At 71.8% G+C, this 20,068-nt stretch carries 15 protein-coding genes; 11 read left to right on the forward strand and 4 right to left on the reverse strand.

Annotated elements, in window-relative coordinates:
• Positions 1–42 precede the first annotated feature (42 nt).
• Positions 43–1,056 (reverse strand): CPBP family glutamic-type intramembrane protease, encoded by a 1,014-nt coding sequence (locus tag WME95_RS13780; protein ID WP_437908856.1) that lies wholly within the window; start codon positions 1,054–1,056, stop codon positions 43–45.
• 207 nt (positions 1,057–1,263) lie between these two features.
• Here WME95_RS13780 and WME95_RS13785 point away from each other — a divergent pair, with 207 nt between their 5' ends.
• The 3 genes from WME95_RS13785 to WME95_RS13795 all read left to right on the forward strand — a co-directional run bounded on the left by WME95_RS13785 (position 1,264) and on the right by WME95_RS13795 (position 4,533).
• Positions 1,264–1,632 (forward strand): hypothetical protein, encoded by a 369-nt coding sequence (locus WME95_RS13785; RefSeq protein WP_012235084.1) that lies wholly within the window; start codon positions 1,264–1,266, stop codon positions 1,630–1,632.
• Positions 1,633–1,861: 229 nt separating this feature from the next.
• Complete coding sequence (speA, locus tag WME95_RS13790) at positions 1,862–3,805, forward strand: biosynthetic arginine decarboxylase (RefSeq protein ID WP_437908858.1); 1,944 nt, start codon at positions 1,862–1,864, stop codon at positions 3,803–3,805.
• Complete coding sequence (locus WME95_RS13795; RefSeq protein ID WP_012235086.1) at positions 3,802–4,533, forward strand: heme exporter protein CcmB; 732 nt, start codon at positions 3,802–3,804, stop codon at positions 4,531–4,533. The genes speA and WME95_RS13795 overlap by 4 nt, the downstream gene beginning before the upstream one ends.
• Before the next feature lie 40 nt (positions 4,534–4,573).
• Here the strand turns inward: WME95_RS13795 and WME95_RS13800 are convergent, their stop codons facing one another.
• Positions 4,574–5,848 (reverse strand): (2Fe-2S)-binding protein, encoded by a 1,275-nt coding sequence (locus WME95_RS13800; protein ID WP_437908859.1) that lies wholly within the window; start codon positions 5,846–5,848, stop codon positions 4,574–4,576.
• Positions 5,849–6,126: 278 nt separating this feature from the next.
• Between WME95_RS13800 and WME95_RS13805 the strand changes: the two genes are divergently transcribed.
• The 6 genes from WME95_RS13805 to WME95_RS13830 all read left to right on the forward strand — a co-directional run bounded on the left by WME95_RS13805 (position 6,127) and on the right by WME95_RS13830 (position 14,778).
• Positions 6,127–6,744 carry a hypothetical protein gene (locus tag WME95_RS13805; RefSeq protein WP_231864811.1) on the forward strand — a complete coding sequence of 206 codons (618 nt, stop codon included), beginning with the start codon at positions 6,127–6,129 and terminating at the stop codon, positions 6,742–6,744.
• On the forward strand, positions 6,728–7,390 hold the full coding sequence (nadD, locus tag WME95_RS13810) for a nicotinate (nicotinamide) nucleotide adenylyltransferase (protein ID WP_437908861.1): 663 nt from the start codon (positions 6,728–6,730) through the stop codon (positions 7,388–7,390). The genes WME95_RS13805 and nadD overlap by 17 nt, the downstream gene beginning before the upstream one ends.
• A complete protein-coding gene (locus WME95_RS13815; RefSeq protein ID WP_437552293.1) occupies positions 7,387–8,265 on the forward strand; it encodes a DUF2520 domain-containing protein in 879 nt (292 codons plus the stop codon). The genes nadD and WME95_RS13815 overlap by 4 nt, the downstream gene beginning before the upstream one ends.
• Positions 8,266–8,463: 198 nt before the next feature.
• On the forward strand, positions 8,464–12,075 hold the full coding sequence (locus WME95_RS13820; protein WP_437908864.1) for a sigma 54-interacting transcriptional regulator: 3,612 nt from the start codon (positions 8,464–8,466) through the stop codon (positions 12,073–12,075).
• A 4-nt stretch (positions 12,076–12,079) separates the two neighbouring features.
• Positions 12,080–12,454 (forward strand): hypothetical protein, encoded by a 375-nt coding sequence (locus WME95_RS13825; protein WP_437552295.1) that lies wholly within the window; start codon positions 12,080–12,082, stop codon positions 12,452–12,454.
• A 107-nt stretch (positions 12,455–12,561) separates the two neighbouring features.
• On the forward strand, positions 12,562–14,778 hold the full coding sequence (locus WME95_RS13830; protein ID WP_437908866.1) for an ATP-binding protein: 2,217 nt from the start codon (positions 12,562–12,564) through the stop codon (positions 14,776–14,778).
• Positions 14,779–14,850: 72 nt separating this feature from the next.
• Here WME95_RS13830 and WME95_RS13835 read toward each other — a convergent pair whose 3' ends face one another.
• Entirely contained in the window at positions 14,851–15,933 is a 1,083-nt protein-coding gene (locus WME95_RS13835; protein WP_437908867.1) for an L-erythro-3,5-diaminohexanoate dehydrogenase, read from the reverse strand.
• 362 nt (positions 15,934–16,295) lie between these two features.
• Between WME95_RS13835 and WME95_RS13840 the strand changes: the two genes are divergently transcribed.
• Positions 16,296–17,225 carry a DUF4388 domain-containing protein gene (locus WME95_RS13840; RefSeq protein ID WP_272103306.1) on the forward strand — a complete coding sequence of 310 codons (930 nt, stop codon included), beginning with the start codon at positions 16,296–16,298 and terminating at the stop codon, positions 17,223–17,225.
• Between the two features lie 169 nt (positions 17,226–17,394).
• Here the strand turns inward: WME95_RS13840 and hisD are convergent, their stop codons facing one another.
• Positions 17,395–18,777, reverse strand: coding sequence for a histidinol dehydrogenase (gene hisD / locus WME95_RS13845; RefSeq protein WP_437908869.1), 1,383 nt, complete (start codon positions 18,775–18,777; stop codon positions 17,395–17,397).
• A gap of 201 nt (positions 18,778–18,978) precedes the next feature.
• Here hisD and WME95_RS13850 point away from each other — a divergent pair, with 201 nt between their 5' ends.
• Positions 18,979–19,971 (forward strand): hypothetical protein, encoded by a 993-nt coding sequence (locus WME95_RS13850; RefSeq protein WP_437908870.1) that lies wholly within the window; start codon positions 18,979–18,981, stop codon positions 19,969–19,971.
• The last annotated feature ends 97 nt before the right edge of the window (positions 19,972–20,068 follow it).

Raw genomic sequence — 20,068 nt, forward strand, 5'->3', positions numbered from 1 at the left:
GGCCGCGAAGGCGTGCGAAGATGTGCGAAACGTCAGACGACGTCACGTCCCCCAGAACGATCGCGGCAGCGCGCCGCGGTTCGACAGCGCGACGAGGTCCATGAGCAGCGCGATCGTGACGTGGACCAGGAAGCCCGAGTAGATGCTCTTCGTGCGCATCGCGAGCGAGCCGAGCGCGATCCCGGCGACCACGGCGCCGGCCGCCTCCAGGTACGGCTTGCCGAAGTGGATCATGCAGTAGGGGACGATCATCGCGAAGATCGCGCCGGAGCCCAGCGTGTGCCGCAGGCCGGCGAGCCAGAAGCCGCGGAAGAAGATCTCCAGCGCGAAGAACTGGGCGAAATACATCGTCTCCCAGGCGATGAGGTCGAACCAGGAGCGGGAGGACTGCTTGTAGAAGGGGTAATAGGTCCCGAAGTCGGGCGCGCTCGCGACGACGAACACCGCCGGGACGACGACGGCGAGGCAGAGCAGGTAGATCCACGCGTGCTTCGCGAGGCCTCGGACGCGCAGCCCCATGTCGAGCAGGCTGTCCTTCGGGAAGCAGGCCTTCCACGCGACCATCGGGATGGCGACGTAGCCGAAGACGCGGGTGAACGACCACCAGACGTAGCCGTAGAGCTCGTCGTAGCGGCGGATCGAGATGGGCAGCAGCGTCCCGGCCGGCGAGAGCGTCTGGGCGAGCTCGAGCTCGCGCAGCCACGGCCGGATGTGCTCGTCGTAGACGGCGCGGCCGCCGTAGTACTGCTGCAGCATGAGCACGACGGCGGTGATGGTGAACAGGACCGCGGGGCGGCGGTCGTAGCCGCCGGCGGCGAGGGTGCGCCGCTGGTGCTCGTGGGCCTCGACGTCGAGCTCCCGCCAGGTGCGCCGGAAGAAGAGCCAGAGGACGGGCGCGAGCGCGATGAACGCGACGACCGGGAACAGGGCCTTGAGGACGGTGCTCGCCAGGGCCGACGAGGGCTCGGCGAGGCGGGAGCTGACGTCCGAGAGGGGCGGCTTCAACGGTCGGAGCCGGTCGACGTGCGCCACGAGCCAGCTCCCCAGGTTGAGCATCGGCGCGCCGTGTACCACGATCTGCGGCCCAGCACAGCGGCGACACTCGGGCGACGCGGGATCTCGAAGGCCGCCGGCGCCGCCCCTCCGCAGCGCGGCCTTGCGGCGCCCCGCCCTGCTCTGCTAGATCGCGCCCCTCTTCAAAGCCGCGCGAGTCATCTCGCGCATGTCCGGCGCAGGCCTCGCCTGCCCGTGGGAGTCTCAGCAATGGCCAGCAAAAATCCGCTTGCGATCGTGAAGGAGCGCTTCGGCGACAAGGCGAAGCTCGTCGAGGCCGTGAAAGGGTTCGCGACCGAGGACCTCTGGCTCGGGCGCGTCAGCTCCGATCGGGGCGGCACGAAGGGCCTGGATCACGTCTCGAACGCCAAGCTCCTCCGCCTCCACGCGACGTTCAGCGTTGTAAAGGAGAAGTTCGGGACGCGGGCGAAGCTCATCGACGAGACGTTGACCGTCCTGAACCGGTCGAAGGACCAGGGGTACAGGAAGCGCCTCGAGGCGTACCCCGTCCCGCGCCTCTACGACCTTTACCAGTCGGCCTCGAAGCGGGCGAAGGCGGCCTCGAAGGCCCAGGCCTGAGCGCGCGCTGCTCGGAGCCCCCCTCCCGCCGGTTGTGACCGGGCTGCCTGCCCTTGAAGGTCAGGCGTTCCTATCGTAATGAGCCGCGTCGCCAGCGCGCGGCGTCCAGCCGTCCTGCGTCGGACCGACGATCTGACGTCCCCCTGATGAGCCAGAAGCCCCCTCGTGGGGGCACTCCCAGAGAAGGTGTGGGCGCCGCCGGCCGCGGCCCCCGCCAAGGAGAACGACCGTGAGCAGCGCGCACGAGACCGAGACCGACGTCTGGACGACCGAAGACGCCAAGTCGCTCTACATGATCGACCGCTGGGGTCGTGGCTACTTCGACGTGAGCCCGGACGGCAACCTCACGGTCGCGCCGCTCCAGGAGCGCGGCAGCAAGATCGCGATCCGCGACGTCGTCGACGCGGCGCTCGAGCAAGGGCTCCGCACGCCGCTGCTCATCCGCTTCCAGGATCTCCTCCATCACCGGGTGCGGGCGCTCAACGAGGCCTTCAACAGGGCGATCGCCGAGAGCAAGTTCCGCGGGACCTACCGCGGCGTGTTCCCGATCAAGGTGAACCAGCTCCGGGAGGTCGTGGAGGAGATCCTCGACGCGGGAAAGACCTACCACTACGGCGTCGAGGTCGGCTCCAAGCCCGAGGTGTTCGCCGGCCTGTCGGTCCATACCGACCCCGAGTCGCTGATCGTCTGCAACGGCTACAAGGACGACAACTTCATCCGCACGGCGTTGATCGGGCGCAAGCTCGGCAAGAAGGTGATCCTCATCGCGGAGAAGCTCTCCGAGGTGCGGATGATCACCCGCGTCGCCAAGGAGATGAACGTCGAGCCGATGATCGGGCTCCGGGTGCGGCTGCTGACCGAGGGCGCGGGCAAGTGGAAGACCTCGGGCGGAGAGAACGCGAAGTTCGGGCTCTCCACCGCCGAGATCCTCGCGGCGATCAGGATCATGGACGAGGCGGGCATGAGCTCCTCGTTCAAGCTCCTCCACTTCCATATCGGCTCGCAGGTGCCGGACATCCTGATCATCAAGCGCGCCGTGCGCGAGGCGACGCGCTACTACGCCAAGCTCCGCAAGATGGGGCAGCGCATCGAGTACATCGACGTCGGCGGCGGGCTCGCCATCGACTACGACGGCTCGCGCTCGACCTTCCACTCCTCGATGAACTACTCGGTCGAGGAGTACGCGCGCGACATCGTGCACAACATCGCCGACATCTGCGACGAGGAGCGGGTGCCTCACCCCAACATCGTCTCCGAGTCCGGGCGAGCGATCGTCGCGCACCACTCGGTGCTGGTCGTCCAGGCGTTCGGCTCGATCGAGAAGACGCCGATGTCGCCGATCGACATCCAGACCGAGGAGCACAAGCTCATCCAGAACCTCCTCTACATCAAGGACAACATCTCCGGGCCGAACCTCGGCGAGTCGTGGCACGACCTCCTCCAGATCAAGGAGGAGGCGCAGAAGATGTTCGAGCTCGGACTCCTCAACCTCGACGTGAAGGCCCGGGTCGAGATCCTCTTCTGGGAGATCGCCGAGGGCATGCAGAAGATCGCGTCGTCGCTCGAGCCGGAGGAGGTGCCGGACGATCTCGGCGAGCTCCGCAAGCAGCTCGCCGACCAGTACATCTGCAACTTCTCGGTGTTCCAGTCGCTGCTCGATCACTGGGCGCTCGGCGCGCTCTTCCCGATCGTGCCGATCCACCGGCTGAACGAGCGCCCCGCGGCGGACAGCACGCTCGTCGACATCACCTGCGACTCCGACGGCAAGGTGAGCAAGTTCATCGATCTCAACGACGTGAAGGACACGCTCCCGCTGCACCCGATCTCGGGCGACCAGCCGTACTACGTCGGCATCTTCCTGACCGGCGCGTACCAGGACATCATGGGCGACATCCACAACCTCTTCGGCCGGGTCAACGAGGTGCACGTCTTCCTCGATGAGGACGAGGAGAGCGGGTACTACATCGAGGAGACGATCGCCGGGAACAAGATCCACGAGGTGCTGGCGCTGACCCAGTACGACAACCGCGATCTCGTGGGGAAGGTGAAGGCCCAGGTGGACGGCGCGATCAAGCAGGACCTGCTCAAGCCGACCGAGGGCATGCGGCTCCTCGCCGACTACGAGCGGGGGCTCAAGGACCAGACGTACCTGAGCCTCACCTCCGCGCCGTGATCTCGGAGAGCACGGCGCCCACGGTCCGCGCGTCGCTCCCCCGGCGCCGGCCCGGCTGGGCGCGCCAGGCGGCGCTCGTCGCGCGGAAGGATCTCGCGATCGAGCTCGCCACGGGCGAGATCGTCACCACGAGCGGGTTCTTCGCGGTGCTCGTCGCCGTGATCGCGTCGCTCGCGTTCTACGCGGGCCAGGACGCGGCCGAGCGGGTCGCGCCCGGGGTCATCTGGGTGAGCGTGGCGTTCGCGTCGGTGCTCGCGCTGAGCCGCACGTGGCAGCGGGAGCGCGAGGACGGCGCGCTCTCGGGCCTGCTCGTGCTGCCCATCGCGAGGAGCGCGCTCTTCGCCGGCAAGGCGCTCGGGCTCTGCGCGTTCGTGATCGCGGTCGAGGTGATCATCATCCCGGTCGCGGCGCTCCTCTTCGCGGTGGATCTCGTGAAGACGGGCCCGGGGCTCGCGCTCTTCTGCCTCGCGGCGACGCCGGGCATCGCCGCGAGCGGCACCCTCTTCGGGGCCATGACCGTGCGCACCCGCGCCCGCGACCTCGTGCTCGCGAGCGTGCTCTTCCCGCTGCTCGCGCCCACCTTGCTCGCCGCGGTCGCGGGGACGCGGGAGCTCTTCGGCGGCGCGTCGATCGGCGAGCTCACCGACTACGTCGCGCTCATGGGCGTGTTCGACGTCGTGTTCCTCGCGGGCGGGCTCGGCCTCTTCGATCTGATCATCGAGGGCTGAGCCGCCGCGCGGGTCGATCTCGACGCGCGCGCCCGCGGGCTCACGCGGGCGCGCCGCGCGCCGCGAGCACGTCGTCGGCGAGGATCGTCGCCGCCCGCTCGATGCCGGCGAGATCGAGCGAGGCGCCGGTGCACTCGCCGATCGCCCACAGGGCGTCGCCCGCCTTGCAGCGCGCGTCGACCTGCACCGCGTACCCCGCGCGCGGGTCGATCTCGACGCGCGCGCCCGCCTGCGCGGCGACCTCGAACGCGGGCGCGGCCGGCGCGTCCACCGCGACGGCCACGACCCGGACGTCGCTCGTCGGGCTGTCGGGGGCGAACGGCGCGTCGCGCACCGTCACGCTCTTCACCTGCGAGATCCCGTTCACCGCGGCGAGCGCGGCGAGCGGGATCCGGACCGCGATGCGGTCGCCGAGGGCGCTCGCGAGCTCGTCGGCCCAGAGGCCCTCGCCCGCGAGAGCGACGGGGCCGGTCGGCTCGACGCCGCACGCGAGGAGCCGGCAGAACGCGCGCGCCGAGAAGACCCCGGGCAGATCGTTGTTCGGGAACGCCGCGACGCCGTCGTGCGCCCCGGTGGCGAAGACCTTGGCAGGCGCCCTGAGCACGGTCGCGCCCGCGTCGCCGGCGACCAGGAGCTCGCCGAGGTAGACGCCGGCGGCCACGTGACGGCGGAGCACGCGGACGCCGTCGAGCGGGTATCGCGCGAGGAGCTCCGCCGCGCGGCGCGGCGCGCCGGCGAGCGACCCGCCGGGGGCGAGCCCGTCGTCGACCAGCGCCACGCGGAGGCCGCGCGCCGAGAGCGCCGACGCGGCCGCCACGCCTGCGGGCCCGGCGCCGATCACGGCCGCGTCCACGTCGAGCCGCGCGGCGCGCTCGGGGGGGAGCGCCGCGCTCGGCAGCTGCCCGAGCCCCGCCAGCTTGCGCGCGATCGACTGCATGACCCCGGACAGGCCGGGGACGCCGGCCATCAGGTGGTGGTGGTCGATCCCCTGCGGGAAGAACCAGTCGGTCACCTGGAGCAGGTCGGCCTGCCGCGAGCCCACGACGTTCTGCACCTCGATGCGCTCTCCACCGGCCGCCGGTCGCAGGCAGGTCATCACGTTGGGCACGCCATCGACCCGCGCGAGGCAGCCGTCACAGCCTCCGCGCAGGCAGGTCGGCGCCCTGGGACGGTGCAGCTTCGGGCTCCGCGCGAGCGTCACGCGCCCGGAGGCGATCAGCGCCACGGCCAGGGGCTCGCCCCGCTCCGCCGGGACGTCCGCCCCGTCGAGGGTGATGGTGACCGGGTGCTGGAGCGCGCGAGCTCGCCGAAACATGGGCGGACGCTAGCAGACGCGCGCCGCGCCGGCAGAGGAGGGCGCGGGAGCAAGCAGGAGGAGAGAGTCGGAGAGAGGCCGGAGCAGGGAAAGACAGACGAGCGCCGGCGGCAAGAGCCCGATGCGCGGAGGCGCCCAATCACGGGAGGCGCGGGAGGCGCGGGAATCATGGGAGGCAATGGGACGCAATGGGAGGGAGCCGAGGCGCGGGAAGCGCGCAGAGCGGGCGGAGTGGAGAAGGTGTCCTCACCTTCGCGCGGTGATCTATGCTGTCTCCGATGCGCCTCGGCGTCCTCGGCCCTGCTCAGGGTGATCTGCCCGCGCTCGCTCGCGGCGCGCAGCACCTGCTCGACGAAGGCCACGCCGAGCGGGTCATCTACGTCGCCGAGGACGACGCGCTCGACCGGGTCGTCGTGGGCTGGGCGCAGCGCCTGGTCGGCGCGGACCCCACCGAGGGCGCGCTGTTCGATCGGGCCGCTCGGTGCGCGGCCGCGACCCCGGACCAGATCGATGCCTTCGTGGCGTCCGAGCGCGCTCGGCTGCGCCTCCGGGTGCTGATGAGCCTGCCGTCCGGTCGGCGCACCATCGAGATCCTGGACGGGCGCGTCGCGCTCTTCGTGTTCGACAAGGCCGCGCTCGACGAGGAGGACATCGTGGCGGCGTCGCTCCTCGTCTTCGGCAAGAGCCCGGAGCCGCTCATCAAGAAGGTCGGCTCGCGGACGTTCTTCTCTCCGGGGCCGATCGGCTCCGACGGCGGCACGGCGCTCCTCGACGACGGGCAGGGCGGCGTGCGGATCGAGGTGATGAACGCGAGCGGCGCGGTGACGGCGCGCGAGATCGTGGGCCCGTCCGCCGCTGGCCCCAGGCTGAGGGTTCAAGGTGGCTCGCACGGTTGATGCGCCCGCCCGCGTCCCGGCTGCGCGCGCGCCCGAGGCGCGCCGCGTCGCCATCTTCGGGGGCAGCTTCAACCCGCCCCACGTCGCGCATGTCCTCGCGGCCACCTACGCGATCTCCATCGCGCCGATCGACGAGGTGCTCGTCGTCCCTGTCTACCGCCACCCCTTCTCGAAGGAGCTCGTGCCGTTCGAGCATCGTCTGGCGATGTGCCACCTCGCGCTCGGGTGGCTCCCGGGCGTGTCGGTGTCGCCCGTCGAGCGCGATCTCGGCGGCGAGAGCCTCACGCTGCGCACGCTGGAGCACCTCGCCGCGGCGCACCCGGACTGGGCGATGCGCCTGCTCGTGGGCGCCGACGTGCTCTCCGATCTACCGAGGTGGCACCGCTTCGACCGCATCGAGCAGCTCGCCCCGCCGATCGTCCTCGGCCGCTCCGGCGTCGTCGCGCCCGCCGCGGAGCGCCTCGATGCGGGGCCGGCCGATGATCGTCCTCACCTGCGCCCCGCGGACGTGGAGCTCCCTAGGATCTCGAGCAGCGACATCCGCCGGGCGCTCGCGGCGGGCGATCTCGAGGCCGTCCACCAGCGCGTGCCGCGCGCCGTGCTGGACTACGTGCTCGCGCACCGCCTTTACGGGAGCGGCCCATGAGCGAGATGGACAGCACGCGCCCGTCGCCGGTGCACCCGGAGGACAACGCCCTCCTGGAGGTGTTCATCTATGGCGGCGGCAAGGTGGGCCGCGGGCTCGCGCGCGCCATTCGCGACGCGGGGCTACGGGTGACCCTTCGGCCGGCGCGGGACGGCCTGCCGTCGGAGCGCATCGAGGCGAACTTCGTGATCCTCGCCGTGCGCGATCGGGATATCGCGCCGTGCGCCGAGGCGCTGCGCGACCGCGGGCTCGTCGGCCACAGGGACGTCGCGGTGGTGCACTGCGCCGGCGCGCTCGGCCCGGAGGCGCTCGCGGCGGCGCGAGGCGGCCGCGTCTCGGTCGCGCAGATGCACCCGATGATCTCGTTCGCCTCGCCCTCGTTCGCGCCCTTCCTCGAGCGTGGCCAGCTCCACATCGACGGCGATCCGACCGCCGTGCGCGCCGCTCGCTCGCTCGGGGTGTGCCTCGGCATGACGCCGCGCACGTTCTCCGGTCTCGACCGCGTCGCCTACCACGCGGCGGCGGGCCTGGTCGCCAACGGCGCTGCCGCGCTCGCCGCCGCCGGCGTCGATCTGCTCGAGCGCGCGGGCATCGATCGGAGGACGGCGGCCGAGATGCTCGGCCCGCTGCTCCGCACGGTCGCGGACAACGTCGAGGTCCTCGGCGTGCCCGACGCGCTGACGGGGCCGGTGCGCCGCGGCGACGCGGTCGGCGTCGCGCGGCACCTCGAGACGCTCTGTCGGCTCGCGCCGCACCTCGTACCTTTCTACGTCGCCGCCGCGGCGACGCAGCTCCCGCTGGCCCGCGCCCTGGGCGAAGCACCTGCGGATGCGTTCGACGCCATCCAGCGGGTCCTGGACGGAACACGGCAATAATACTGTAATTTTCTTATGGTGAGGTAGGCGCCTCATTATATTCAACGGCGGGATCCATTGATGCGAGGTCCGGCGGAGAGGTACGCTTTTGTTGCCTTGGGATCCGTTGCCGCAGCCCGCGTTTCTTCTGTCATCACGAGCGACTCCGGGGGGTTCCGGGCGCTCGATGAGCGCGTCCGTGATGCCGCGTCACGTGGTGTGCTCCACGTCCATGGACAGCGGCCGGTCCTGGACGCCGTTTGTTCGCACCTCGCGCGCCGCGCTCGAGGTGCGGGACGCTCGCTGATCTCGGCCGCGCACGCCGCGGATCGGGATCCCTGGCGCGATCTCGCGCTTCGCTGCGCTGTCACCTCTGCCGATCCGGCCGCGGCCGCGCAGGGCATCAGCGCCGCCGCGCAAGGCGCGATCCTGCTGGTCGCCGAGGGAGAGGCCACCAGCTGGGGGAGCCTGGTGCTGGAGGAGGTCACGCGCCTCATCGCGGAGGGGTCGTGCTCCGCGCTGGTCATCGTGTGCAGCGACGGCGCGATGCGGCCCTGGACGAGCGCGCTCACGATCGACGGCATCGCGTCGCCGGACGATCTGCACCGCTTCTGGGAGGCGTTCGCGGCGGACGCGGAGCGCCGGGTCGTCGCGAAGATCGAGCGGCTCGACGCGCTGGAGGGCTGGTGCTCCGCCGTGCTGGCCGCGCCGCCCGAGCAGCGCCCCGCGCGGCAGCCGCCGAGCCGCGAGGCCGCGCGCCTGCTCGACCGGCTCGCGCTGAGCCAGCGGCCCTGGCCGTGCGCGCAGCTCCGTCAGCTCGCGGCGCGGCGCGCGGAGCCCGGGCCGGGGGAGGCGGCGTGCCAGGGGGTCGCCGAGGAGCTCGCCGCCCTCGGCCTGATCGAGGTCGACGATCGAGGGTGGGTCGCCGCGCGGCGCGCGGTCGTCGACCCGGCCAACGTCGACCGCGAGGATGTGTTCGCGATCGCGGAGGCGCTCGAGGAGCAGTCGTCCGACCCGTGGAGCCTCTCGCGCGCGAGCGAGCTTTTCGCCTCGCTGGGCCAGGACGACCGCGCCGAGGCCGCGGCGATGCTCGCGATCTCCTCGGTCGGCGAGCCGTCGGCGCGCGCCGATTTCTGGCAGCGCTGGGCCCGGACGATGCGGGCGCTCTCCGGCGGGAGCGCCGCGTCGGGCGAGCGGCTGCTCCGCGCGGCGGAGCTCGCGCTCCGGCTCGGCGACATCGAGTTCGCCATCGACTTCTCCTCCGCGGCCCAGCGCGAGCGGGAGACGTTCGCCGCGCTGCTCGTGCGCGGCCGCGCGACGAGCGCGCGCGGCGACCTCACGACCGCCGCGATGGTGCTCTCGCGGGCGCTCTCGCTCGCCGCCACGCCCGAGGAGCGGGCGCGCGGCGCCGTGGAGATGGCGGAGCTCTGCTGCAAGACGGGTGACCTCGCGGCGGCCAAGGCGCGCGCCGAGGAAGGGCTCGCCGGCGCGGGGGAGATCGCGACGCGCCTCCAGGCGCGCAACATCCTCGGCAAGCTGCTGCTCGCGCAGCAGGCCTGGGCCGAGGCGGAGCTGCACTTCGCGGCCGACGCGTGGGAGGCGGCGTGCGCGGGCGAGCACGTGAGCGAGCTGCGCGCCCGGCTGAACCGCGCCATCGCGCTGCTCTCCAGCGGCCGCCTCGACGAGGCGCGCACGATGCTGGCTGGCGTGCTCGAGGAGGGCGAGCGGCGCGGCGAGCGCGCGGCGACCGGCTATGCGCTCACGAACCTCGCGGTCATCGCCCACCTGAAGCACGAGTACCCGGAGGCCTTGCGCCTCTTCGAGCGCGCGATCGAGATCTTCCGGAGGATCGGCGACAAGGTCGCGCTCGTGAACCTCATCACGAACCTCGCCGAGATCCGGCTGCAGCTCGGGCTGATCGAGGAGGCCGAGCAGGCGCTCGCGTTCGCGCGGAAGGCCTGCGGCCACGTCATCCCTGGCGTTCGGATCACGCACGTCGCCTACGTCGCGGCGCAGATCCACCTCGAGTGCCGCCGCACGGTGGACGCCTGGTCCGAGCTCACGGCCGCCTTCGCCTGCGGCGCCGGCTCGAAGCTCGGCGAGTGCTACGCGATCGCCGCCCGCATCGCGCTGCACGACGGCGACCTCCTGCAGGCCGGCCAGATGATCCAGCGGGCGCGCGCCGAGGCGACCTCCGACCGGCACCGCGCCGAGATCGCCCTCCTCGAGGCGATGTGCTCCCGCGCCGCCGGCGCGCCGTTCGGGAAGATCGCCGCGGAGGCGCTCGCGCTGTCGCGCCGGGCCCACAGCCATGAGTGCGCCCTGGAGGCGCACGTGCTCCTGCACCACGCGTCGTCCGCCGGGGACCGCGCGTCGCGCGCCTCCGAGGACGAGCCCTCGGCGGGGCGCTCGCACCTGGAGGCGGCGATCGACCTCCGCGATCGCATCGCCGAGTCGCTCCCGCCCGAGATCTCGCGCAAGTTCCTCGCGCGCCGGAGCTTCGCCGAGCTCGCCCGGCTGGAGGCGTGCGCGCGCAGCGCCGCCGAGGCGGAGCCGAGGGGCTGCGAGCTCTGCGGCTCCAGCGCGTGCGCCGGGTGCGCCAGGGGGGCGGCTCGCGCCCCGAGGCCGGCGAGCGCCGGCCCCGCGATCAAGCGGATGGTCGGGACGACGCCGGCGCTGCTCAGCCTCATCCACCAGATCGAGAAGGTCGGCGCGAGCGACGCGACCGTGTTGATCCACGGCGAGAGCGGCACCGGAAAGGAGCTCGTCGCCGAGGCGATCCACGAGGTGAGCGCGCGGCGCGCGGGCCCGCTGATCAAGGTCAACTGCGCCGCCCTGGTCGAGACGCTGCTGCTCTCGGAGCTGTTCGGCCACGAGAAGGGGTCGTTCACCGGCGCGGCGTCGCGCCGTCGCGGGCGCTTCGAGCTCGCCGAGGGGGGAACGCTCTTCCTCGACGAGATCGGGGACATCTCGCCGCGCACGCAGGTCGCGCTGCTACGCGTCCTGCAGGACAAGACCTTCGAGCGGGTCGGGGGTGTCACGCCGCTGCGCGCGAACGTACGGATCCTCTGCGCGACCCACCGCGACCTGCGTGCGATGGTTGCCCGGGGCGAGTTCCGGGAAGATCTCTATTACCGGCTCCGGCAGGTCGTCCTGGAGGTCCCCGCGCTGCGCCATCGGCCGCGGGATCTGCCCGCGATCGCGGCCGCGATCCTGGAGAGGATCGGCGGCGAGCGTGGCGTGGCGCCGAAGCGCCTGTCCAGCCGGGCCATCGAGGCGCTGTCGCGGCACTCCTGGCCGGGGAACGTGCGCGAGCTCGAGAACGCCCTGCGCGCCGCGGCGATCTTCGCGGACGGCGAGGTGATCGATCTCGAGGATTTCACGACGAACGTCGAAGGGCTGCGGGAGCTCGACGCCGCGGAGCTGGTGAGCGCTCCGATGACGCCGAGGGCTGGCATGCACCCTGCCTTAGACTCGTTGAAAGAATCGTTGAAAGAATCGTTCAGAGAATCGTCGAGAGAGTCGTCCAGAGACGCGCCCAGAGAGCCGTCCAGCGGGCCACGCGCGTCGGCGCCCGATCAGGCGACGCTGATGGCACATCCCCCGTCGATGCCCGTGGATCGCACGCCGCTGGAGCTCGCGTACGCTCACGTCCGCGGAGGGGTCAGCCTCAGCGACATGAAGCGCGAGATCGAGCGCGAGTGCGTTGCCAGGGCGCTCGACGAAAGTCGTGGGAACATCACGCGCGCCGCCGTGCTCCTGGGCATGAAGCGCCCGCGGCTTTCCCAGCTTGTCAAACAGTATGGCTTTGGCGGGACTTCGGAGGATTGAAGTGATGCGAGGTTGCTGGAGGAGTTGGCTCTCGGGGGGCTTCGCGGCGCCTCTGCTGCTGGCGGGCTGCGCGATCGCGTCCCCTGAGCACGAGGAGCAGAGCGTCGAAGCGTGGAGCGATCTCGACCCGATGATCTCCGAAGAAGCGTCCGGATCGAGCGAGGGCGCCGACGGCGATGTCGTCGTACCCGTCTCCGACTTCGTCACGCCTGCGTCGCTCCCGCCGCGCGACGTCGCGCCGCCGTCCAGCGGTGACGGCGCGCCCACGACGATCGAGGTGCGATCCCAGGAGCGCTGCAACCCGGACCCGCTCCCGTGGAGCCCCAGCAGCGCGGACAGACGCGACGCCACTCCCTCCGAGAGCGACGGGACGCGCTGAGCCGCGCGCCCGGGCGGCCTGAGCGCGTCCGCGCCCCGGCGCCGCCCGGCGCCGCTCCCCGACGCGTTTTGCGGTCGCCGCGCGGCTCGCCGCGGTAGCCTTCGCGCGTGGCGCCGCTCGGGATCGATCTCCGCACACGGACGACCCTGGTCTGCGGGGCCCTCGCCCTCGCCATCGCGGCGTCGACGCTGCTGCGAGGTCGCGTCCGCCGCGTCCACCTCTTCTTCGCCGCGTTCGCCGCCGACGTCGGGCTCTGGTACCTCTCGCAGTCGCTCTTCGGCTTCTTCCAGGCCTCGATCTGGGAGCGCTTCACGGCGATCCTCGCCGTGCTGCTCCCGCAGTTCGCGCTGCAGCTCTTCGAGGCGATGATCCCCCATGACCCGGATCGGCGCTCGCGGCTGCTCCGGTTCGCGGGGGTGCTCGTCATCCCGCTGTTCGTCCTCGTGCTGGTGAGCCGGGAGCCGGGCTCGTGGCTCGACTGGCTCACGCGCGGCTGCATTTTCCTCTACGTCTTCGCGCTGCTCACCGCGGGGCTGTACACGCTCGGCCAGCGCGGCAAGCAGAGCTCCTCGCGCGCGACGCAGCGCCGCGTGCGGTTCCTCGTGGTGATCGGCGCGCTCGCCGGGCTCGCCAGCGTCGCCGACTTCGCCTGGTTCCTCGGCGCGGAGCCGCCGCCCGTGGGCGCGGCGCTCTCGATCGTGTTCCTGTTCGTCCTCGCCCAGGCGCTCCGTCACGAGCGCCTGCTCGACGCCTACGAGATGCTCGCGCGCCTGCTCGTCGCCACGGCGGTCGCGTTCCTGATCGCGCTGATCTTCTATCTCCTGCTCACGTTCATCGGCGGCTTCAACACGATGTACCTGAACGCGGTGCTCGCCGCGATCGTCATCCTGGTGCTGTTCGACCCGTTGCGGGAGCGCGTCGAGGAGCAGCTCCAGCGCCTCTTCTTGCGGGAGCGGTTCGATCTCGACCGCTCGCTCGCGGAGGCCCGGCGGCGCCTCGTGCACACGCTCGAGGTGGACGAGATGGGCTCGATCGTGATGAGCGCGCTCGAGCAGTCGCGCCGGGTCACCGCGGCGGCGCTCTACCTGCGCGATCAGGACGGGACGGGCTTCGATCGGCTGGCCTCGCTCGGGCCGCGGGTCCCCGAGCGGATCGAGGTGGCGACCGCGAGGGCGCTGCTCGATCGCCTCGACCGGGGGCCGCTCGCGATGGAGGAGCTGGAGCGGGAGGCGCGCGAGCGGCGGGCGCGACGCAGCCAGAGCGACGCGGACGACGACGGCAACTTCGCGCGGCGGACGGAGGTTCGGCCCCAGGTCCCCGAGGACGCGGTGCTCGCGGCGGCCGAGGTGCTCGGCAGCCTGTGCTCGGGCGTGGTGCTGTGCGCGCGCGACGAGCAGGGCGAGCCGATCGGGCTCCTGGTCGTGGCGGACACGCGCGTGCGCGACGCGTTCTCTCCCGAGGAGCTGACCCTGCTCGAGACGCTCGCCGCGCAGATCGGCGTCGTCCTGGAGAACTCGCGGCTCTACGCGCAGATGAAGGAGCGCGACCGGCTCGCGCTCCTCGGCCAGATGGCGGCCGGGCTCGCGCACGAGATCAGGAACCCGCTCGGCGCGATCAAGGGGGCGGCGCAGCTGCTCGCCGATCCCGTACCGGAAGCGCAGATCGACGCGGCGTCGCGCGAGTTCCTCGGGATCATCCTCGAGGAGGTCGATCGGCTCGATCGCGTCGTGGGCTCGGTGCTCGATCTCGCGCGGCCGGCGCAGGGCTCGGCCGTCCCGACCGACGTGAACGCGATCGTGCGCCGCACCCTGCAGGTGCTCTCGATCGAGCGCAGGAACGACCAGCTCGAGGTCGAGGTCACGCTCGATCCCGACCTCCCCCGCGTCGCCATCGATCCAGAGCAGCTGCGGCAGGTGCTGATGAACCTGTTCCGAAACGCCGTTCAGGCCATGAAGGGCCGGGGCAAGGTGGTGATCTCGACGCGCGTCCGCTTCGGCCGCGGCACGCGGCCCGGCTCGGGCTCGGACGAGCCGTTCGTCGAGCTCAACGTCACCGACAACGGCCCCGGGATCTCCCAGAAGGTGCTCGCGAACATCTTCCTGCCGTTCTTCACGACGAAGGACAAGGGGACGGGGCTCGGCCTGTCCATCAGCCAGCGCATCGCGCAGAGCGCCGGCGGTCGCATCGAGGTCCGGTCGTACGAGGGGAAGGGGAGCACCTTCGCCGTGATCCTCCCCGCCGCCGTCGACAAGCTGAGCGCGCCGCAGCCGTCGCCCGCGGCGCTGGCGCCCGCCGAGCCGGCCCCTCAGGAGCGGCCCGGCTGAAGCGGGTGACCCCGGAAGCGCCCGCAGCGTCTCGGCGCGTGCGCGCTGCGCGCGTCGCGTCGAGCAGGGCGCTCAGCCGTAGCGCGACGTCATGAGCCGCTCGAGCGCGGGATGCTCGCGCACGAGCGCGAGCGTGTGCTCGGCGTGTCCGTGGGCGTAGCCGTTGCCGATGTAGAGGTCCACGTCCTTGCCGATCCCCTCGGCCCCCAGAGCGGCGGCGGTGAAGCTCGTGCTCATCGCGAAGAAGTACGTCTTGCCGCGATCGCGCGTGGCGACGATGGCGCTGAGCTCCACGCCCGGGACGTTCACGCACGAGAGCGTGAGATCGGCGCCCGCGTCGCCGGTGAACGGCAGCACGGCGTCGCGCACGGCGAGGGGGTCGCGCGCGTCGAGGACCGCGACGTGGTCGCAGATCGCGAGCGAGCGCAGATCGCCGGCGAGCCCCGGCGACGCCTCGATCCCGATGACGCGCCCGGCGCGGCCGACGCAGCGCCGCGCCTCGGCCGCGCACAGGAGGCCCGATTTCCCGCCCGCGCCGAGCACCACGACGCTGTCGCGCGGGCCGGCGAGGCGCGCCACCTGAGGCGCGGCGCCGGCGACGTCGAGCAGCGCGAGGGCGAGCCGCTCCGGCATGTCGGTCGGCATCCGGGCGAGCGGCGCCGACCCGAAGAGGATCGCGGTGCCCTCGACGTCGATCTGCGCGGACGCGGGCCGCACGGTGATGATCCGGCGGAGCGAGAGCGGCGTGAGCGAGAGCGACGCGAGCGTCGCGATGCGATCGCCGACGGCGACGCCGCGGTGCTCGGCGAGCGAGCCGACCCGACGCACGACGCCGAGCAGCATGCCGCCCGAGCCGGTGACCGGGTTGTGCTGCTTGCCCCGGCGCGCCACCGTCTCGAGGACGAGCTGGGCCACGCCGTCCGGGCTGCCGCCGGAGGCCTCCTCCATCTGGCGGAAGCTCGCGGCGTCGATGTTCAGCGTCTGCACATCGACGACGATCTCGGTCTCGAAGTGGCGCGAGGCGTCGGCGTCCAGCCGCTCCGCCGGCTGCGGCATGGCCCCCGGTGGATCGAGCACGCGGTGCGTGCCCAGCGGATCGCCTGCGGAGAGGGTGGGTCGCGTCGCTTCGGAGCTCACGCCGAGGCCGTTCAACATGCCGGGCTCGAAAGCAAGGGCAATGAGCCGAACGACCGCAGGATTCCTCGCTGAGGCGGCCCGGCGCACCGCCCGGGGCCCGGTGGCCTCGGAAAATGGCGGTGCCGACCGTTTCGACGGAGCCAATCGCCCTCTTTCCCTCAAATTGGATACACTCGCGTGCGCCGGGTACGTTGGCCCCTACCCCCGCGGCGCGCCTCTGTGGCGGCCGAGGGAGGGGGGCCGGCGCGTTGCGTCAGGATCGGACGAGCCGACTCATTTGAAAGAACGGACCGGATCTCTTGACCACCTTTGCTCGGTGAAACTAAGCTTTGCCCCCTGCTGGCGCTCTCGTAAGCGCACGAAGGTTTTTACTCCCTGCGATGGATAACCACGCTCCCAAGGTGTCGGCAACGCGGCAACTAGCGTTGCGCTTCATCTCCGGGAAGTACCAAGGCGGCGAATTCCCCCTCGGGGAGCAGCAGGAGATCGTCGTGGGTCGCTCCAGCGACCTCGACATGGTCCTCGTCGAGGACATGGTCTCCCGGCGCCATGCCCGGATTGCCTGCACCGAACAGTCGATTGTGATCGAGGATCTCGGCTCGACGAACGGAACGTTCGTCAACGGCGAGAAGATCAAGAAGACGACCCTGAAGGAGGGCGATCGGGTGCTCATCGGCACCAGCATCCTCAAGGTCGTCTCCACCGACCCGGGCGCGCCGCCGGCGCGGAAACGGATGGACGAACCATCGCTGAGGAGCGGTCAGACCCGGTCGATGTCCGGGTCGATCGACGAGATCCCGCTCCCGGATCTGCTGCAGCTCTTCGGCACATCGAAGAAGAGCGGCGTCCTCGTGGTCCGCTCCGACGACGATGTCGGCAAGATCTACCTGCGCAAGGGCATCGTGACCTTTGCGACCATCAACGATCTGACCGACGTCCCGCCGCTGAAGAGTGTCTACCGGATCCTCACCTGGGCCGGCGGGACGTTCGACCTCGAGGCGGCCGAGGAGCGGGTCATGACCGGCGAGATCAGCGCGACGGTGCAGGAGCTCCTCATGGAGGGGCTCCGGCAGATCGACGAGCTGAACAACATCCGCCACCAGCTCCCGGACCTGTCGGCGCGCCTGGTCATCCCCCAGCCGCTCAAGCCGCAGCTCCGCGATCTCTCGCCCGTCGATCTCGACGTCCTCCAGGTCGTCTACAACCACGGGCACCTCGCGATGGTCCTCAACAAGAGCCCCGCGACGGATCTGGAGACCGCGCAGTCGGTGTTGAAGATGATCAACGCGGGCTACCTCCGCGCCGAGTGAGCCTGGCGGGAGCGCACGTCGCCGCGAGGCCGCGCAAGGCGGCCGATCGCGGCGGCGCGCGCGCGGTGCTCGGCTGAACCGAGATCGATAGGTCAGGGGAGCGCGGTCGACAGCGCGTCCTCGCGCGCCGCGCTCCCGAGGGCGCGGCGCGCAGGGCGGCAGCGCGGCGTCAGGACTGCGACGTGCCGCGCTTCGCGGGGTCGATCGCCTTGCTCGCGAGGCGGAGCGACACGGCGCGGGCGTGCGCCTGCAGGCCCTCGGCCAGGGCCAGCTTCTCGATGATCGGGCCTTGCGTCCGGAGCGCCGCGCCCGAGTACCGGATGAGGCTCGCGCGCGTCACGAAGTCGTAGACCCCGAGCGGCGCGCCGAAGCGGGCTGAGCCGCCGGTCGGGAGGACGTGGGACGGCCCCGCGAGGTAGTCGCCCGCGGCGACCGGGGTAAGGTCGCCGAGCAGCGCGGCGCCGAGCGTGCCGATCTCCGAGAACAACCCCTCGGCGTCGGCGACGTGGAAGGCCACGTGCTCGACCGCGAGCTGATCGGCGATCTCGGCGAGGCGGGCGCGCGAGCCGACGACCAGCGCCGCCGCGTGCGTCGAGAGCGACGCCTGCACGATCGTGCGACGCGTGAGCTCGGGGAGCGCCGCGTCGAGCTCGCGCGCGACCGCCTCCGCCAGCTTCGCGGAGGTCGTCGCGAGCAGGGCGTAGGACGCCTCGTCATGCTCGGCCTGCGAGAGCAGATCGGCGGCGACGAGCCGGGGATCCGCGGATTCGTCGGCGAGCGCGAGGATCTCGCTCGGCCCGGTGATGCCGTCGATCGACACATCCCCGAAGACCAGCTTCTTCGCGCAGGCGACGTAGGCGTTGCCGGGCCCCACGATCTTGTCGACCGGCGTGAGCTCCGGGAGCCCGTAGGCCATGGCCGCGATCGCCTGCGCGCCGCCCGCGTCGAGCAGGGTCGTCACGCCGGAGAGGTGCGCCGCGGCGAGCGTTGCGTCGTCGGCCGACGGGCTCGCGAGGACGATCTCCCGCACGCCGGCGATGCGCGCGGGGATGGCCGACATGAGCACGCTGGAGGGATAGCGGGCCTTGCCGCCCGGCGCGTAGACGCCGACCCGGCGCAGCGGGCGCACACGCATGCCCAGCAGGACGCCCTCCTCCTCGTAGCTGAAGCCGGCCTGCAGCGCGGGCCCGTTCGCCGCCACGTTCGCGGGGCCGAGGTCGCCCGCGTCGCGCTGCCGCTCATGGTAACGCGCGATCCTCGCTGCCGCGGTCTCGAGCGCGGCGCGGACCTCCGGCGAGAGCCTCGCGAGCGCCTCGGCTCCGCCGAAGCCGCCCTCCGCCTCGGGGCCTGCGTGGCGGACGAGCGCCTTCGACGTTCTCCGCTCGAACTTCTCGATGTAGCCGAGCACGGCGGACGTCCCCCCACGCCGCACGTTGTCGATGATCTCGGTCACGGCCGGCGTGACGTTCGCGAGGTCGCCCGTGCCGCGGGTGCGCAGGGCTGACAGGGTGGACTCGAACTGAGGCGAACCTTCGATGTAGATGGGCAGCATGGCTTGATATGGACCGGCGCGGTGGAATCTCCGCGTCGACGGCGACACCCCGTACCACACCACCCCGGCCGCCGGTACGTCGGCCGCGCGGCGCGCGCCGCGGCCGCGTCAGCGCATCGCGGCGGCTGCCGCGCATTGCGGCGGCTGCCGCGCGTCGCTCCCCGAGTTCCCCGGCCTGAGCGGATCGAGTAGGGTCGCCTGATGCGGTCCGGCTCGTTTGGTCTCGCCTCAACCGCGCTCTCGGTCGTGCTCCTCGCGCTGGCGCCTGCCGTGCTCGTCGGTTGCCCGGAGAACTCCTGCTTCCTCAAGATCTGCCAGGGCAGCAGCTGCCGCTGCTCGATCTCGTCGTGCAGCGACGGCGCCGGCTTCGACACGAAGCAGAACCGCTGCCGATGCCTGAAGGGCTACCTCTCGGTCGCGGGCCAGTGCCTCACGCCCCAGGCGGCGAACGCCTATTGCGGCGTGGGTCGCCACTACGAGGCCGGCGGGTGCGCTCCCGATCGCTGCCGGCCCGGCGACGAGATCGACCAGAGCACGGGTTACTGCGTGTCGCGCGAGCAGGTGGCGACCAACATCGGCGTCGCGGTCGGCGCCGGGCAGAAGCTCGGATGCCCGCCCGGCCAGGAGCTCGTCGTCGACGGTCCGACCGCCGCGTGCGTGCCCCTCTCGCAGACCTGCGCGCGCGACGAGGTCTGGACCGGCCAGGCGTGCGCGAAGGTAGGGCGCTGCCCAACGGGCGCGATGTGGGATCCAGCGCTCGCCCAGTGCGTCCAGTACGCGCAGGGCTCGGGTGAGAGCGGGCTCACGGTCAACGTCGGGCAGTGGGCATCGGCGAACTACGGGCCCGACGGTGGCATGGGTACGAGCGGCTTCTGCGGCGCTTTCGCGAAGAAGCCATACAGCTTCGGGATCGTCGAGGGCTCCTCGGCCTACGTCCGCGCCACGGTGATGATGTCCTTCCCGGAGGGCGAGATCGCCCGCGGCGTCGTGCAGGCGGTGACGGTGTTCGACGCGAGCGGGAACCCGGTGCCGCCGCGCGGCGCCGCGGAGGTCGATGCGGCGGCGCGCAACATCTTCGGCACGCTCGTCCTGGGTGGCGGGCGGGCGAGCGCGCCGACCTCGTCGACGACCGTCCGCTGCGCGGTGATCCACGCCGGAAAGCCGCAGCCGGTGCCCGCGGTCGGCGGCTTGTGAGCGGCGGCCACCCGCTTCGGATACGGGCCCATCTCGACGTTTTCGGTGCTCAGCGCACCTGAGCGCGCTTCCGCGCCGAAAACGCCGAGCTGAGCCC

It is taken from the genome of Sorangium sp. So ce327 (assembly GCF_051530205.1).
GTDB lineage: Bacteria > Myxococcota_A > Polyangia > Polyangiales > Polyangiaceae > Sorangium > Sorangium cellulosum_B.

Excerpts from the sequence above, each read along its gene's own strand:
- WME95_RS13840 (WP_272103306.1), top strand. The coding sequence starts at position 16,296 with ATGGATAACCACGCTCCCAAGGTGTCGGCAACGCGGCAACTAGCGTTG.
- WME95_RS13805 (WP_231864811.1), top strand. The coding sequence starts at position 6,127 with ATGCGCCTCGGCGTCCTCGGCCCTGCTCAGGGTGATCTGCCCGCGCTC.
- WME95_RS13815 (WP_437552293.1), top strand. The coding sequence starts at position 7,387 with ATGAGCGAGATGGACAGCACGCGCCCGTCGCCGGTGCACCCGGAGGAC.
- WME95_RS13835 (WP_437908867.1), bottom strand. The coding sequence starts at position 15,933 with ATGTTGAACGGCCTCGGCGTGAGCTCCGAAGCGACGCGACCCACCCTC.
- WME95_RS13780 (WP_437908856.1), bottom strand. The coding sequence starts at position 1,056 with ATGCTCAACCTGGGGAGCTGGCTCGTGGCGCACGTCGACCGGCTCCGA.
- WME95_RS13785 (WP_012235084.1), top strand. The coding sequence starts at position 1,264 with ATGGCCAGCAAAAATCCGCTTGCGATCGTGAAGGAGCGCTTCGGCGAC.
- hisD (WP_437908869.1), bottom strand. The coding sequence starts at position 18,777 with ATGCTGCCCATCTACATCGAAGGTTCGCCTCAGTTCGAGTCCACCCTG.
- WME95_RS13800 (WP_437908859.1), bottom strand. The coding sequence starts at position 5,848 with ATGTTTCGGCGAGCTCGCGCGCTCCAGCACCCGGTCACCATCACCCTC.
- WME95_RS13825 (WP_437552295.1), top strand. The coding sequence starts at position 12,080 with ATGCGAGGTTGCTGGAGGAGTTGGCTCTCGGGGGGCTTCGCGGCGCCT.
- WME95_RS13850 (WP_437908870.1), top strand. The coding sequence starts at position 18,979 with ATGCGGTCCGGCTCGTTTGGTCTCGCCTCAACCGCGCTCTCGGTCGTG.